Here is a 14,813-nt window from a genome sequence, read left to right on the forward strand (position 1 = left end):
GTTTTCTGTTTTAGTTCTCTGGATCAGTGGTGATTATAAATATCATTGCTGATATAACACTATTTTATAATTATTTTCAATTCCATTTTAAACTGTAAAAAACTTTATTGATAATCAATTGTTTATATTGTGCAAAACTCACTCATGCATTATAGTTAAAATACATATAAAAAATATACTTATTTCGATAAGAAAGTGGGGACATGCACAGTGTATAGAGGGGAATTATTGGGAAAATTCATTTACACTTCAATTGTGATGCTAGTTATTTTTAGTCTCTCTGCGTTATTACATTTCAACAAGGCAGATGCTGCTACTAAAGGTAATACTGTGATCGTAAAAGAGACACCTAAACACCAAGTAGCTAAACAGTATACAAATCAAACACCTAAAACTAAAAATGGCATTCAACCAACACAAATAACTCATAAAAGTAATCAGCCTACTAGAACGACAAAATATACAAAGCCAACAAAACAAACAACAACACAGTATGTTAAACGTACGAAACCATCTTCGACTCATGTAGTAACAAACAATCTTCACAAACAAAGTACTACTAAACATGTGGGAAAGTCTTATTCAAAGCAAACGACTCAACCAAAACAACGTAAAACACTTAAACACACAATTATTCATCACAAAGTTTCACCAACTAAAGTTAAACCTCAAAAGACAACGAAAGCTATCAAACCGGGTAACAAGAAACCTCATTGGTTATCAACAGCAACTAAAACGAAAAAGACACCATCAACTTCAAAAGTTACTAAAACGACACCGAAGCGCACTTCCTCAACTGTAACAAAAAAGAAATCCACAAAACCGAGTGTCAAAACTTCAATCAAAACAACGACTAAGTCAAAAGCAAAACCAACCTCAACAGTAAAAGTAAAATCAAAATCAACATATTCGCAACCTAAAAAGAATTACTACAATAAACCACCTAAACGTTGGCCATCCAATGTACCAGGTGGGGATAACGTGCGTGATTTCGGTCAAACGACAAAAGAATCAGGTATTGATGATGCTTTAAAAATTATGAAGAAATCGGGTAATAAGGGCGTTACAATCGAGCATACTAAAGCGAAAGATGCTAATATCGCAACTGTATTTAATTGGAATCCGACAGCTAAACAATTAACTTACGGCACGGGTACAGCAATTGGCAGACATACGATTTTAACTGCGAATCATGTAGTGAATGATCAACGTGCACATAAACCACTAACACCTGCACAACCTGAGAACATGAGAATCAACTTATTACAAGAAGGTTCCAAAGTAGTTCGTTCGCTCCAAGTATTTGGCGTTCAAATGTTGCAATACGGAGATGTCGCATTGGTTTATACATATGAAGACATTTCTAAATATATGAAAATACGTAAGATTGCATCAGAAAGTACCATTAAATCAATGAAAGCTAATACGCCAATTCATATGTATCACTATGGTACGCCATATGGAAAATATAAAAATGATCCAGCTGGTACGATGTATCATTCTAAAGGTAAATATTCTATGACTGCACGAAATGTAAATCCTATCGGCTACTATCAAATGATGGCTGAACCCGGTTCATCTGGTGGAGCTGTTTTAAATAGTAAAAATGAAATTATCGGCGTACACGCGTTTAGAGTGGATGCTGGAGATTATAAGAAATATCATTTAAACACAATGGCAGAAATTAGAGGTAAATTACGTAAGGAAATTATAGATAATATCGTGTAATATTAAGAGTTTAGGGAAATTTTTCACAACTCACACTAATCAATAAGTCTTTAGTAGATAATTAATCACTTAAAACAAACTAGATAAATATAAAGAGCGTTCTCAGAAATTTTTTGAGAACGCTCTATTATTTATAAAAATGTATTTTAGTCTCTACTTACTGATTGAGGTTTTTCAACACTATTTTGTTGGTCGTTATTTTGGTTGTTATCAGCATCTTGAGAAGCGTTGTCAGTTTGTTGTTGCTCCGCTTGTGTATCATTATCCTGATTTTCTTCTACCGATTGATTTTGTTCTTGTTCACTATTTTGAGCAGCTTCGGTTTCTGATGTGCCTTCCTTACTTTGACTACTATCATCATTATTCGATTCTTGTTGTGATTGATCTTCGTTATTTTGTTTCTGTTGGTTATTTTCATTTTGCGATTGTTGCGCATTTTGATCATTGTAATTTGGATGGCTTAAATCTTTACCGAATAATTTTCTATTTTGACTATTCGGCCCTTTATATAACGAACTTTCATTAGCATGTTGAACATGTCTTTCTTTCTCTGCTTTAGTTCTTCTATCTATATAACCATTAACATGACCTGTCTGCTTATTAACAGTAGTAGCCGCACTCATTGGAAAGCCTGTGGCATCACGTGCTGTAAAGGTAATGTAGTATTCTTTACTATTAGATTGGTTTGAATCAACTTTGTAATCATCATTTGTGGCTGAATTTTTAAAGTGCTCTTTAGCATTTTGAATCGCTTCATCTTCTGAAATCGTCCCATTATTTGATTGGTTTTCAGAATTTGTCTCGTTATTGTTTCCTTCATTGCCTGGATTTGAAGCATCATTATTTTCGGAACCATTTGCTTGTCTTTGATTAGCTTGATTTGTTTGGTTATCTACCTTGGTATCTTTATTACTCTGCTTGTCTTTAGACTGATTTGAACTATGTTCACTACTTTCTTCATTATTCTTTTTACCTTCACCTTGATTATCGTCTGTACCGATATTGAGTGAACATGCCCCTAGTAAGAACGTACTTAATAATACAGTCCCTAATAATTGCTTTTTCATAATCATCCCTCCATTTATACATCGTACAATATTTTTAAATTATTGTTAATATTACGCTGTTTTATATATTTATTATCTTTTTTATATTTTGAATGATTTGAGGTCCTTCTAACGTAGTAGTCTTGAATTTTTGAAAATTGTTTCACGATAAACTTACTTAATTTTTATTAAACATTAATATTATCTTTATACTAGTGACAATTTTATTATTTTATTTATTAAGATATTAATAAATTTAATGTAAATTTACATATAAAAATTGAATTTACTCTTTTTCGGAATTATAATGAAAGCGGTTGCTACCCTATAACATCAGGAGGAATCGATATGAAAAATATTTTAATCAACGGATATAGTCACTATACATCATCAAATAATATTCAACGAAGTGCAATTGAAGAAAGAGATTTAGGTGATGGTCGTACATCATCAATTTCTGCATCCGTTTCTTATACAGTTACTTGGAGTGCAGCTTAACGCAGTTAATCATCAATAATGTTAAATTAAATGACTAAGATTATAGGGTAGTAACTTTTTAATATAAATAAAGAAATGGCTATGTGAGATATTAATATCTAATTCATAACGCCAAACATTACATAAATCATACCTTACACATTTTAAAAATAAAAAATGTAATTTACATGAAAGGAGCTTAGAACATTTAATGCAAAAAGTTAAAGAAGGTCGTAATATCATCAGTCTTGAAGAAGATGGAACAACTCAATATTTACATAAAGTAATTAAAGGACCTAAAGTTGACGCGCTCAGAAGATACAATAATTGCTTGAAATGGGAAGACATACGCACAGATACTATTCGATTGAAGTCTCCAAAGTTGATTGACCATGATGAAGACAGTTTATCGCTTAAATATCAATGGATTGAACATGCTACATCGTTAGAAGAAGAATTAGAACAACCATCCCCAAATTTTAAACACAAAATCGCAAAAGCTGCAGATATGTTAGTGACATTACATTTATCTGATATCAATGATGTGGATATAGATTCAGAAGACCAGTTACCGCAGCGTGAATCGTTGTTATATGCATTAAATAAATATGAATATGCCGGCTGTACGGGCGCAGAACTAGAGTTGTTTAGTTTATTGCAACAAGACTCAGAACTCGTAGAAACGATAATGCAGCAATCTCATGATAATGACGTCTGTATTTGTCATGGTGATATTCGTTTGGATCAGTTTATATTTACAGATGATGATATTTGGATTATAGATTTTGAAGAATTACGTAAAGGGGATCCAAGTAGAGATTTAGCGGGACTAATTGGTTCTATTTATTTTGATTGCTTATTAAAAACTTTTACCGAAACGACTCAAGAAACTTCAGATGCTAAGGAGATAGAAGATCAGTTTATGGAACGAGGTCTTAATTACATTGAACAAATGAGACCTTTAATTCAATTAGCTTATCAAACATATGTATCTAAGAAAATGATTAATAACATACATCTTGCTCGAAATATTGGATGGTTTCTCGTGGAAAGAATCATGAGCAGAGCTAAATTTTCATTTCGTTTAACTGCCATAGATAGAGCGATTCTTGGGATAGGTAGAGAAGTAATAGTGTTTCCAAAAAATCTAATAGAACTATTTGAATAAATTGGAGGACGTACTATGACAGAAAAAGTGAATACGTTAGAAGATTTAGCACAAAAAATAGAATTAGAAACGGATTTAAACAAAGTTAAAATAGATAATGAAACATATGATGACGTCCTTGAAAATCAAAAAAGTAAGTTAAAACAGTGGTTATATTCGATGTTACATACTGGAAATTTGAACAATCAAGTCAAACAATCATCAAAAACATTTAATGATTTAAACGAACAAATTGCCAGTAGCATTAAAGATCCTGGGATTCGAGTAGAGACGAGTACACAAAACTTTAACGGTCAAATCTACCATGTTATTCAAGGGATTCGAATCAAAGAAGAAGTAAATGAAGATAATAGTATTGTTGTGCCTTGTTCTAGACCTAATTTGACGCCTGGATTTTTCATGTTCGTACATACAAATAATGGTTTACATATTAATAAGGTTACACGTCATTATATTTATGCAGACACGCCTCAATATGCTATAGAGTTATGGAGTAAATGTGTAAATGAGTTAGTTGAAAAGAACGTGAGTTTTTCTGCTAAAATTTTATCCTCCTCTGATAGTTATCCAAGAAATGACGCACTCGTGTTTTACAGTAGTGAAGATAAAGACAAAGTTGAAAAAGTATTAATTGAACATGTTAAAAAGGCTCCTATAAAGATTAAAAAAGCCTCTCAACTAGCGAGTCAATTAACATACAACCTCTTTACAGCTGAAGAGCCTATTCAAACTAATGGTATTCAACAGAGCTTTGGTGAACATCGTTGTAGTGCTATAGCCGACGCCATTCAAGACTACTTTATTACAGGTGCTTCCTTCAAATTATTACTAAAGCAAAGATTCATTGCGAATCAGATAGATATTAATGATTTGTCTAAAAATAAAGTGAAGTGAACAGAGATTTATGGTGTGTGCGCTACATTATGAAAATGCTCTATCCAAAAGTTTTAAAAGTGTGTGACTTATACTGATAGGAGTGACTCAGCTTATGAAAGTTTTAGCTTTAATTAATACAAATTTAGTATTAGAAGAAGATGTAACGATGTTACCTGATGTAAGTATTGCAGGAACACCCATTCATTGTGGTTTGATTGAATTAGAACGACCAAGTTTTAACGAAGATGCATCAGAGAACGAACATTTCGTGTTAGTAAAAGTTGATGCGTTTTCTTGCAATTATAGAGATAAAGCCATTATTCTAAAAGCCGCTTTAAAAATGCAAGAAGATGTAAATTCTCAAGCTCCACCATTCGATTATTTTGGTTCTGACTTTGTAGGGAGAATTGTAGCTAAAGGATATTCAGTTGATGAATTTGAAATTGGACAACGTGTGATACCCAACTGTGCGTATCCCGACCCTCCTTTTCCAGGGGTGGCACCTGGAGCAGTCACAAACGAAGCTTCAAAAGGATGGCTCAGATTGCATAAATCAAAGCTTATCAAAATACCAGAACATATGAATAACGCAGTTGCAGCAGGCTTCTCAATAGGTAGCCAAACTTCAACAAGCATGGTAAGGCGTGTAAATCTTAAGCAGAATGAACGTGCACTAGTACTGAGCGGTCGCTCTAATACGTCTATGTTTATTATTAATAACTTAATCAGTAAAGGAATCGATACGACAATATTAACTACATCGGAATGGACGCCTGAAGAACAAGCACTCATTCGGCCAGCTAAATTACATAAAGTAGATAGGAACATGCAGAAGTGGGAAGAAGACTTAGGTGAATTTGACGTCGTATTTGATCCTTATTTTGATTTGCATTTAGAAAAAGCAGTGAATCAAATGAAAGTAGGCGGACGCTATATTACATGCGGTTATAAAAACCAACATCCCGCCTTTTCTGAAAATGAAGATGAAAAAACACCTAACCATCTGAAAAATATTATGTTAAAAGTTATGCTCAATAATCTATCATTAATAGGTAATTGTATCGGAACTTGGGGAGACTTAGAAAAAGGTATTTCAGATTATAATGAAAATGAGTTTATTGTTCCAATCGATAGAAGCTACTCTATAGAGGAAGGTAGTGCATTTGTTGACCGTACCTATAACACACGAGGACGTCTAGGCAAAGCAATCATGTTATATGATTAAAAGTTAAAAAGATGTTAGAAGGTTATTCATACTACTACTTAATTAAAACTTCATAAATATAAAAGCTATATATAAAACGCCACAATCCTCTTCAACAAAGAATGTGGCGTTTACATTATTATTAATATATACAAAGCTTTAATATCACTCCAAATGTTGCATTTGATAACCAATTCTTGGATGGGTGATAATGAGTTTTTTCATACTACTTTCATACGTTGTATCACTGTTATTAAGCTTCTTCCGCAGTGAGGCCATATGTACTCGTAATGATGACATGTCACACTTATTGACGTATCCAAATAGTGCTTTTAATAAAACCTGATATGTTAATACCTTACCAACGTGCTGACTTAAAATTTCTAATAATTGGAATTCATAAGGTGTTAGGTGAATAGCCTGTCCCATCATATAAACAGAATTACCGCTGAAATCAATGATTAACGGGCCGTTCTCAAAGTTATTTTGCATCGTGTCAGGCCGTTTCGAAACGCGAAGTGCAACCCTGATACGTGCTTGTAATTCATCAATATTAAAGGGTTTAGTCATATAATCATTCGCCCCGTAGTCTAACGCTTTTACAATAGTTTCCTCTTCTGTTCGCGCACTGATAACGATAATAGGGGTGTCCACACATTCTCTTAATCGTTTAATTAAAGAAAGCCCATCAATATCTGGCAAACCTAGATCAAGTAATATAATATCTGGATGTTCTGTTCTAATGCGGAAGTCCGCTTCTCTACCTGTTTTCGCTTTAATAACTTTATAGTAACTCATAGTTAATGCTACATCGATTAAATGTAAAATTGCTTCATCATCTTCAACAACTAAAAGTGTAGATTTCATCATCTCACCCTTCCATTTTTATTTGTTCTTTATCTAAATAAAAATAAAATATACTGCCACTTGGTTCATTGGATTGATATTCTAATTTACTGTGATGCTGTTTTAATATAAGTTGGACTAAATACAAACCGAGTCCTAGGCTATCCTTTTTATTATCTTTAAAGTAATCCCCCGAATAATATGGATTGAAAATTAAATCTCGCTCTTCTTTAGGTATACCTTTACCATTATCAATGATTTCAAATAATATCTTTGAGTCTTGTTCATGCACGCGTAAGGTGATAACAGAATGCGATTCAGAGTGCTTTAATGCATTTTCTACCAAATTAAATAAAACTTGTAGCATTAATTTGCTGTCGATATATACCAGTGCGAATGTTCCATTATCTTCAATAGTGACTTTATGATTTTGATGACGACGCACGAGTCCATCTTCAAATTCTTCGAGTAGCTCCTCTACAAGGTATGAGGTGCGCTTAATTTGAATATCTGAACGCTCTAATTTCGTTAGAGAAAGTATATTTGTGACTAACGTATATAAATATTGTGCCTCTTCGTATGAAGCGGTTAACAGTTGCGCGCGTTCATTTTTATCCAAGCCATCATTATGATATTTCACTACATCTAAATTACCGATAATAGATGTTAATGGCGTTCTAATATCATGTGAAATAGATTGTAAGAAATTTGATCTTGTAGCTTCTCTTTCAGCTATTACCATCGACTGTCTCGTTTGCTTGAGTAGGGCGACATTTTCAACGGCAAGGGTCAAATCGTTTAACATTGAATCTAAGATAGAATTGTCGTATGTATCGATGTAATCCTCATCTGTAAACTGAATCGAAATAATACCCTTAACTGGTCTTGTACCAATTGGAATACATAGAAATTTACTACCTGGGAAGGTGTTGGTTAGTCTACCCGCACGTCTTTCATTCTCTATTACCCAACTTAACGTTTCAGCATCCTCAGTCCCATGGTTATGCGCACTCGAGCTAACTCCAAACGACGCGGACTGCATCACTTTCTTAGCTTCGATTTGAAATACAGTAACATCCTGCTTTAATAATTGGTGAATTTGATCACCAGCCACACTCAACAACTTCATAGTCGCATATGATTCCTTAATCGACTGATTAAATTGCAACATAATATCTGTACGATATAACTGACGTTCGGTGAGGGAGTGTTGATATTTTAAATTTTTCAATATGCCACTCGTGAAAATGCTAGCAAATATGCTCGTCACAAAAGTGATGGGATATTCAAAGCGATACATTTCTAGCGTAAACCTCGGCACAGTAAAGAAATAGTTAAAGACGAAGACATTTAATATCGATGCGAAGAAACCAATTAAATATGACTGTGTCCAAATGGAAAGTACGATAATGCCAATAAAAAACATTAAAAGAATAATAGCACTAGACTCATTCTTATCCATCTTATAAATCCACATTCCTAATAGTACGCATACAATTTGGATGGTTAACATTTTAACGATATCGATTGATAACGTGAGTTGGTATGGTTTTTTATCTTTTTTACGGCTACTCCGATCACGATTTTGCTTATCCGAATAAATCTGATGTATCGGGACAATCTCTAATTTAAAGTGATGCGTAGTATGATTAATCTGTTCAATTAATGACTTCTTAAAGTACTCTTTCCAAGGTGGTTGTTCAGACTGACCGAGCACCAATTTAGTCACAAATGATTTATCGCACGAATCAATCAATGTCTTCGCAATATCTTGTGCATATAACACCTTAATCTCAGCACCTAGTGATTTGGCAAGCATCAGATTTTTATGAACATAATGATCTTGCGCACGACTTTCAGAACGTGTTTCAAAGGTGTCGATATAAATAGCAGTAAACTTTGCATGCTCTTTATAAGCTGCGCGTCTTGCTTCACGAATCACACGTTCATTATAAATACTTCCACTTACAGCTACTGCAATATGAGGCGTAACATCAGTATGCTTCGTTTTATACTGTTGCTCTTTTTGGCTCATAATATCCGCAACAGTTCTTAGCGTAAGTTCACGTAACTCTGTCAGGTTCTCATATGTGAAAAAATTGGAAAAAGCAGTATCCAAGCGTTCCCTTTTGTATACCTTTCCAGCCTTAAGGCGTTGAATCAACATATTTGGCGAAATATCAACGACTTCATAAGCATCAGCAGACATTATAAATTGATCTGGAACACGTTCTGATACTTGGATACCTGTCATCAGTGCTATTTGTCCACTCAAACTTTCAATATGTTGAATATTAAGTGTCGTCCAAACATCAATGCCATGAGAAAGAATTTCTTCAATATCCATGTAACGCTTTAAATGTCGTGTTTTTGAGATATTCGTATGGGCCAACTCGTCGATAAGCACAACATCTGGATGCGCCTCAACAATTTGATTCACATCGATAAAGTGAAAGAGATGACTCCCAAATTTTCGGCTAGAGGTCTTAATTTCTGGTAGTTGTTTAGCAAGCGCACTTGTCTCAGGACGTTGATGTGGCTCTATATAGCCAATTTTAATATCGACACCTTCTTTATAAAGGTCGATACCGTTCGATAGCATTTCATATGTCTTTCCAACACCAGGGCTATAACCTAAATAAATGGTGAGTTTACCTCTGTGTCTATGTGAACTTTCCATATGCCACCACCTCTTAATTACATATTAATTAAGATTAATCTATTTATCCATTTTTATTTTTATTTAATTTCTTATCTTTATATTTCCTTTATAACTTTGTTCAAATATTAATACTTTAATTACAGTGCTCTTGCTAAGATGTCCATGAAAGTGAGGAGGAAGCACAATGATTACATTTTTAGCCTTCATGATCATCGGAATAATTTTATTTCTATTTTATGCATTACTTTGGAGTGAAAAATTCTAGTAGCGAAAGAAGGAAATATCATGAGTATGATTCTATTTTTAATCACATTTATCGTGCTCTCATACGTAATGAGTCGATACTTATATACAGTGGCTTTAATTGTACCGTCTAAGATGGATGTCTTATTTTCACCTATAGAAAAGGGACTCTACAAATTGATTGGTACGTCACTAGAGCACATGTCAGGTAAAACATATTTAAAGCACTTTTTATGTTTTAACAGTTTAACTGGCGCATTAGCATTTATCTTACTACTGACACAACAATGGCTATGGTTAAATCCCAATCACAATTTAAGTCAATCAGTGTCTCTCGCATTTAATACGGCAGCCTCGTTTTTAACGAATACAAATTTACAACATTATGCGGGCGAAACGGGATTAACGTATTTCACGCAAATGGGTGTCATTACGTGTCTGATGTTCACTTCAGCCGCTTCAGGTTACTCAGTATGCATCGCAATGTTGCGTAGACTAACGGGTATGACAGACGTCATAGGTAACTTCTATCAAGACGTCGTGCGATTTATCATACGTGTCTTAATTCCATTCGCATTCGTGTTAAGCATATTTCTTATTAGTCAAGGTACACCTCAAACGTTACATGGCAATCTAGTTGTTGAAACCATGTCAGGTGTGAAACAAACCATTGCATATGGACCTATGGCTTCATTAGAGTCAATTAAACATCTTGGAACGAATGGTGGAGGGTTCCTAGGTGCCAACTCATCCACGCCATTTGAGAACCCAACCTATTGGTCTAATTTCGCAGAGGCATTAAGTATGATGTTAATTCCTGGATCGCTTGTTTTTTTATTTGGCAGAATGCTGAACGCTAAACAGCACATCCATCCCCATGCGGTAATGGTCTTTATTGCAATGTTTACGATGTTTGTCTTGCTTTTACTTATTTGTCTACATTATGAAACTGCAGGAAGTCCGATTTTACACCACTTAGGAATCGATGGAGGCAATATGGAGGGCAAAGAAACACGTTTCGGTATTGCTCAATCAGCTTTATTTACAACTATTACGACAGCTTTTACGACTGGTACTGTTAACAACATGCATGACAGTCTCACACCTATGGGTGGCATGGCTCCAATGATTCTTATGATGTTAAATGCCGTTTTTGGTGGTGAAGGTGTCGGTCTGATGAATATGTTGATCTATGTCATGTTAACTGTCTTTATTTGCAGTTTAATGATTGGAAAGACGCCTAGTTATTTAGGTATGAAAATCGAATCCAAAGAGATGAAATGGATAGCACTCACATTTTTAGTCCATCCATTATTGATATTAATATTTTCAGCATTGGCATTTATCATTCCTGGCGCGAAAGATGCGATAACAAACCCACAATTCCATGGCGTTTCTCAAGTCATTTATGAATTTACATCTTCATCTGCTAATAATGGTTCAGGTTTTGAAGGTTTAAAAGACAACACTGTATTTTGGAATATTTCGACAGCAATTGTGATGCTCGTCGCACGTTATATCCCCATCGTCTTACAACTGTTGATTGTGTCTAGCTTGGTCAACAAGAAAACATATCAACATACCGATGACTCACAAGATGTACCGATTAATAACCTGTTCTTTAGCACCGTGTTGATTATCTTCATCATTTTACTCAGTGGTTTGACCTTCCTACCAGATTTAATGCTTGGACCAATAGGAGAACAACTACTGTTGCATTCGTGATGAAAGGAGATGATAGAAAATGATGAAAACATCAAAAATATTTGAATCAAGTTTGGTTAGACAAGCACTGAAGGAAAGTGTTGTTAAATTAAACCCTAAATATATGGTGAAGAACCCTATCATGATTGTTGTAGAAGTGGGCATGCTACTATCATTTTTATTAATTTTTGTACCTCATTTATTTATACAAGAACATGTATCGCGTATGTATGTGTTAAGTATCTTCATCATCTTATTGCTGACACTTATTTTTGCTAACTTTTCAGAAGCGCTAGCAGAAGGGCGAGGGAAAGCGCAAGCGAATGCCTTACGCCAGACACAAATAGAAATGACGGCGCGATTAATTAAAGAAGACGGCAGCTACGAAGTGATAAATGCTAGCAATTTGAAAAAAGGAGACATCGTTCGTGTAGAAACTGGAGAACAAATACCTAATGATGGCCAAGTTATTAAAGGTTTAGCAACTGTCGACGAATCTGCGATTACCGGTGAATCAGCGCCAGTGATTAAAGAGAGTGGCGGAGATTTCAATAATGTTATTGGAGGCACCTCTGTCACTTCTGACTGGTTAGAAATAGAAATCACTTCGGAACCAGGTCAATCATTCTTAGATAAAATGATTCATTTAGTTGAAGGGGCGACAAGAAAGAAAACACCGAATGAAATTGCATTGTTCACGCTCTTAATGACGCTAACTATTATCTTTCTCGTCGTAATTATGACGATGTACCCCTTAGCACAATTTCTTCATTTCAATTTATCAATTGTGATGTTGATTGCCTTAACAGTCTGCTTAATTCCAACAACAATTGGAGGGTTGTTATCTGCTATTGGTATCGCTGGAATAGATCGTGTGACTCAGTTTAATATTTTAGCGAAAAGTGGCCGTTCCGTAGAGACATGTGGTGATGTAAATGTGTTGATTCTAGATAAAACTGGAACGATTACTTATGGTAATCGTATGGCAGATGCATTTATTCCTGTGGCATCAACGAGTTATGAAAGATTAGTGCGAGCAGCATATGAAAGTTCCGTAGAAGATGATACACCTGAAGGAAGTAGTATTGTTAAACTTGCACAAAGCCAAGGCATCACATTACCTCAAGAAAGAGGCGAATATTTCCCATTTACTGCGGAGACTCGTATGAGTGGTGCGAAGTTTGAAGATCATGAAGTGTATAAAGGTGCACCTAATAGCATGATTAAGCGTGTTAAAGAAGCGGGTGGATCTATTCCTAATGATTTAGATGAACGCGTCACTGAAGTCTCTAAAAAAGGCGGCACGCCACTCATTGTTATTGAAAATAATGAAATTTTAGGTGTCATCTACTTAAAAGACGTAATTAAAGACGGTCTTGTTGAACGATTTCAAGAATTACGCGAGATGGGTATCGAAACCGTCATGTGTACAGGTGATAATGCACTTACTGCAGCAACGATTGCGAAAGAAGCGGGTGTAGATCGTTTTATCGCAGAATGTAAACCAGAAGATAAAATTAATGTTATTAGAGAAGAACAAGCTAAAGGTCATATTGTGGCGATGACAGGTGATGGTACAAATGATGCACCTGCTCTAGCAGAAGCTAATGTTGGTTTAGCTATGAACTCTGGTACAACAAGTGCGAAAGAAGCGGCAAATTTAATTGATTTAGATTCTAATCCTACAAAGTTAATGGAAGTCGTATTAATTGGTAAGCAATTATTGATGACACGCGGATCTTTAACAACGTTTAGTATTGCGAATGACATCGCGAAATATTTCGCAATTCTACCAGCTATGTTTATGTCTGCAATGCCAGCAATGAATCGCTTAAATATTATGCATTTACATTCACCTGAATCAGCAGTGTTATCGGCACTCATTTTCAATGCATTAATTATTGTGTTACTCATACCAATTGCGATGAAAGGCGTGCAATTTAAAGGCGCTTCAATGCAAACGATATTAATGAAAAATATGTTGGTCTATGGATTAGGCGGTATGATTGTGCCATTTATAGGTATTAAATTCATCGATGTAATTATTCAATACGTTGTCTAAAGGAGGAGATGTAGAATGGCAACGATACGAAAAAGTGTTGGACTTGTAGTAGTACTATTTGTCCTTTGTGGGTTTATATTTCCGCTAACAGTGACTGCAATAGGTCAAGTCGCATTTCCCTATCAAGCTAATGGAAGTTTAATTAAACAAGATGGTAAAGTAATTGGTTCAGAATTAATTGGTCAACAATGGAACGATTCTAAATACTTCCATGGTCGAATAAGTGCCGTGAATTATAATATGGACAAGAAACTTTTGAAAGCGAACGGTGGACCTTCATCAGGTGGTTCAAATCTAGCAAATTCTAATCCTCAATTTAAACAGCGTGTTGAAGATTCGATTCATAAAGAAGGACATCATCTTACTGCAGATGCTGTGACTGCTTCAGGGTCAGGATTAGATCCAGATATCACCGTTTCAAATGCCAATGCTCAAGCGAAAAGGATTGCGAATGAACGTGGTATCGAGGAAGCAACAATTCAACGCATGATTCAACAATATAAACAATCCTCACCCATGACTGAAGATTACGTGAATGTACTTAAAATGAACATTGCACTTGATAAAATGAAATAACGTTAAAAACTAAAGAAAAAACACTATTCCATCTATTGTTAAACTATATGTTTCTCTAGACATAGATATATTCAAAGTAGATTTAGAAGAACTTTCACTTGAAGATATATTTCTTAAAAGTAGCGAGCATGAAAGTCATCATTAAAACAACTTATCATAAGTGTAAGTGAGAAGAAATTGCTTTAAATCCTCTTTATAAGATCTTCTTAAAATTTATGGGT

The 14,813-nt window shown here is 34.7% G+C and carries 11 protein-coding genes; 8 read left to right on the top strand and 3 right to left on the bottom strand.

Annotated features, from left to right (window positions below):
• Window positions 1-258 precede the first annotated feature (258 nt).
• The gene (locus HMPREF2642_RS02370; RefSeq protein WP_051673299.1) at window positions 259-1,728 is read left to right on the top strand and encodes a trypsin-like peptidase domain-containing protein; all 1,470 of its coding nucleotides are present in this window, start codon (window positions 259-261) and stop codon (window positions 1,726-1,728) included.
• 146 nt (window positions 1,729-1,874) lie between these two features.
• Here the strand turns inward: HMPREF2642_RS02370 and HMPREF2642_RS02375 are convergent, their stop codons facing one another.
• Window positions 1,875-2,795: a hypothetical protein gene (locus tag HMPREF2642_RS02375; RefSeq protein ID WP_030062712.1), complete on the bottom strand. Its 921-nt coding sequence runs from the start codon at window positions 2,793-2,795 to the stop codon at window positions 1,875-1,877.
• Window positions 2,796-3,122: 327 nt separating this feature from the next.
• Between HMPREF2642_RS02375 and HMPREF2642_RS11685 the strand changes: the two genes are divergently transcribed.
• The 4 genes from HMPREF2642_RS11685 to HMPREF2642_RS02390 all read left to right on the top strand — a co-directional run bounded on the left by HMPREF2642_RS11685 (window position 3,123) and on the right by HMPREF2642_RS02390 (window position 6,520).
• The gene (locus HMPREF2642_RS11685; RefSeq protein WP_176744840.1) at window positions 3,123-3,272 is read left to right on the top strand and encodes a hypothetical protein; all 150 of its coding nucleotides are present in this window, start codon (window positions 3,123-3,125) and stop codon (window positions 3,270-3,272) included.
• Between the two features lie 190 nt (window positions 3,273-3,462).
• Window positions 3,463-4,419 (top strand): phosphotransferase, encoded by a 957-nt coding sequence (locus tag HMPREF2642_RS02380; protein ID WP_030061391.1) that lies wholly within the window; start codon window positions 3,463-3,465, stop codon window positions 4,417-4,419.
• A gap of 15 nt (window positions 4,420-4,434) precedes the next feature.
• Window positions 4,435-5,313 (top strand): T3SS effector HopA1 family protein, encoded by an 879-nt coding sequence (locus tag HMPREF2642_RS02385; RefSeq protein ID WP_030061393.1) that lies wholly within the window; start codon window positions 4,435-4,437, stop codon window positions 5,311-5,313.
• A gap of 94 nt (window positions 5,314-5,407) precedes the next feature.
• Window positions 5,408-6,520, top strand: coding sequence for a quinone oxidoreductase family protein (locus HMPREF2642_RS02390; RefSeq protein ID WP_030061395.1), 1,113 nt, complete (start codon window positions 5,408-5,410; stop codon window positions 6,518-6,520).
• 144 nt (window positions 6,521-6,664) lie between these two features.
• Here HMPREF2642_RS02390 and HMPREF2642_RS02395 read toward each other — a convergent pair whose 3' ends face one another.
• On the bottom strand, window positions 6,665-7,366 hold the full coding sequence (locus HMPREF2642_RS02395) for a response regulator transcription factor (RefSeq protein WP_049427166.1): 702 nt from the start codon (window positions 7,364-7,366) through the stop codon (window positions 6,665-6,667).
• Window positions 7,367-7,370: 4 nt separating this feature from the next.
• On the bottom strand, window positions 7,371-10,025 hold the full coding sequence (locus tag HMPREF2642_RS02400) for a sensor histidine kinase (RefSeq protein WP_030061399.1): 2,655 nt from the start codon (window positions 10,023-10,025) through the stop codon (window positions 7,371-7,373).
• A gap of 267 nt (window positions 10,026-10,292) precedes the next feature.
• Here HMPREF2642_RS02400 and kdpA point away from each other — a divergent pair, with 267 nt between their 5' ends.
• From kdpA to kdpC, 3 genes are read left to right on the top strand one after another with little or no spacing between them, the layout of a single operon-like run.
• Window positions 10,293-11,975: a potassium-transporting ATPase subunit KdpA gene (gene kdpA, locus HMPREF2642_RS02410; protein WP_049427150.1), complete on the top strand. Its 1,683-nt coding sequence runs from the start codon at window positions 10,293-10,295 to the stop codon at window positions 11,973-11,975.
• A 19-nt stretch (window positions 11,976-11,994) separates the two neighbouring features.
• Entirely contained in the window at window positions 11,995-14,016 is a 2,022-nt protein-coding gene (locus HMPREF2642_RS02415) for a K(+)-transporting ATPase subunit B (protein ID WP_030061403.1), read from the top strand.
• 15 nt (window positions 14,017-14,031) lie between these two features.
• Entirely contained in the window at window positions 14,032-14,592 is a 561-nt protein-coding gene (kdpC, locus tag HMPREF2642_RS02420) for a potassium-transporting ATPase subunit KdpC (RefSeq protein WP_030061405.1), read from the top strand.
• Window positions 14,593-14,813 lie beyond the last annotated feature (221 nt).

The sequence above is a fragment of the Staphylococcus sp. HMSC055A09 genome, assembly GCF_001809655.1.
Taxonomy (GTDB): domain Bacteria; phylum Bacillota; class Bacilli; order Staphylococcales; family Staphylococcaceae; genus Staphylococcus; species Staphylococcus capitis.

Bases quoted from the DNA above. Each gene is read 5' to 3' on its own strand.
- HMPREF2642_RS02370 (WP_051673299.1), top strand. From the start codon at position 259: ATGCTAGTTATTTTTAGTCTCTCTGCGTTATTACATTTCAACAAGGCA.
- HMPREF2642_RS02375 (WP_030062712.1), bottom strand. From the start codon at position 2,795: ATGAAAAAGCAATTATTAGGGACTGTATTATTAAGTACGTTCTTACTA.
- HMPREF2642_RS11685 (WP_176744840.1), top strand. From the start codon at position 3,123: ATGAAAAATATTTTAATCAACGGATATAGTCACTATACATCATCAAAT.
- HMPREF2642_RS02380 (WP_030061391.1), top strand. From the start codon at position 3,463: ATGCAAAAAGTTAAAGAAGGTCGTAATATCATCAGTCTTGAAGAAGAT.
- HMPREF2642_RS02385 (WP_030061393.1), top strand. From the start codon at position 4,435: ATGACAGAAAAAGTGAATACGTTAGAAGATTTAGCACAAAAAATAGAA.
- HMPREF2642_RS02390 (WP_030061395.1), top strand. From the start codon at position 5,408: ATGAAAGTTTTAGCTTTAATTAATACAAATTTAGTATTAGAAGAAGAT.
- HMPREF2642_RS02395 (WP_049427166.1), bottom strand. From the start codon at position 7,366: ATGAAATCTACACTTTTAGTTGTTGAAGATGATGAAGCAATTTTACAT.
- HMPREF2642_RS02400 (WP_030061399.1), bottom strand. From the start codon at position 10,025: ATGGAAAGTTCACATAGACACAGAGGTAAACTCACCATTTATTTAGGT.
- kdpA (WP_049427150.1), top strand. From the start codon at position 10,293: ATGAGTATGATTCTATTTTTAATCACATTTATCGTGCTCTCATACGTA.
- HMPREF2642_RS02415 (WP_030061403.1), top strand. From the start codon at position 11,995: ATGATGAAAACATCAAAAATATTTGAATCAAGTTTGGTTAGACAAGCA.
- kdpC (WP_030061405.1), top strand. From the start codon at position 14,032: ATGGCAACGATACGAAAAAGTGTTGGACTTGTAGTAGTACTATTTGTC.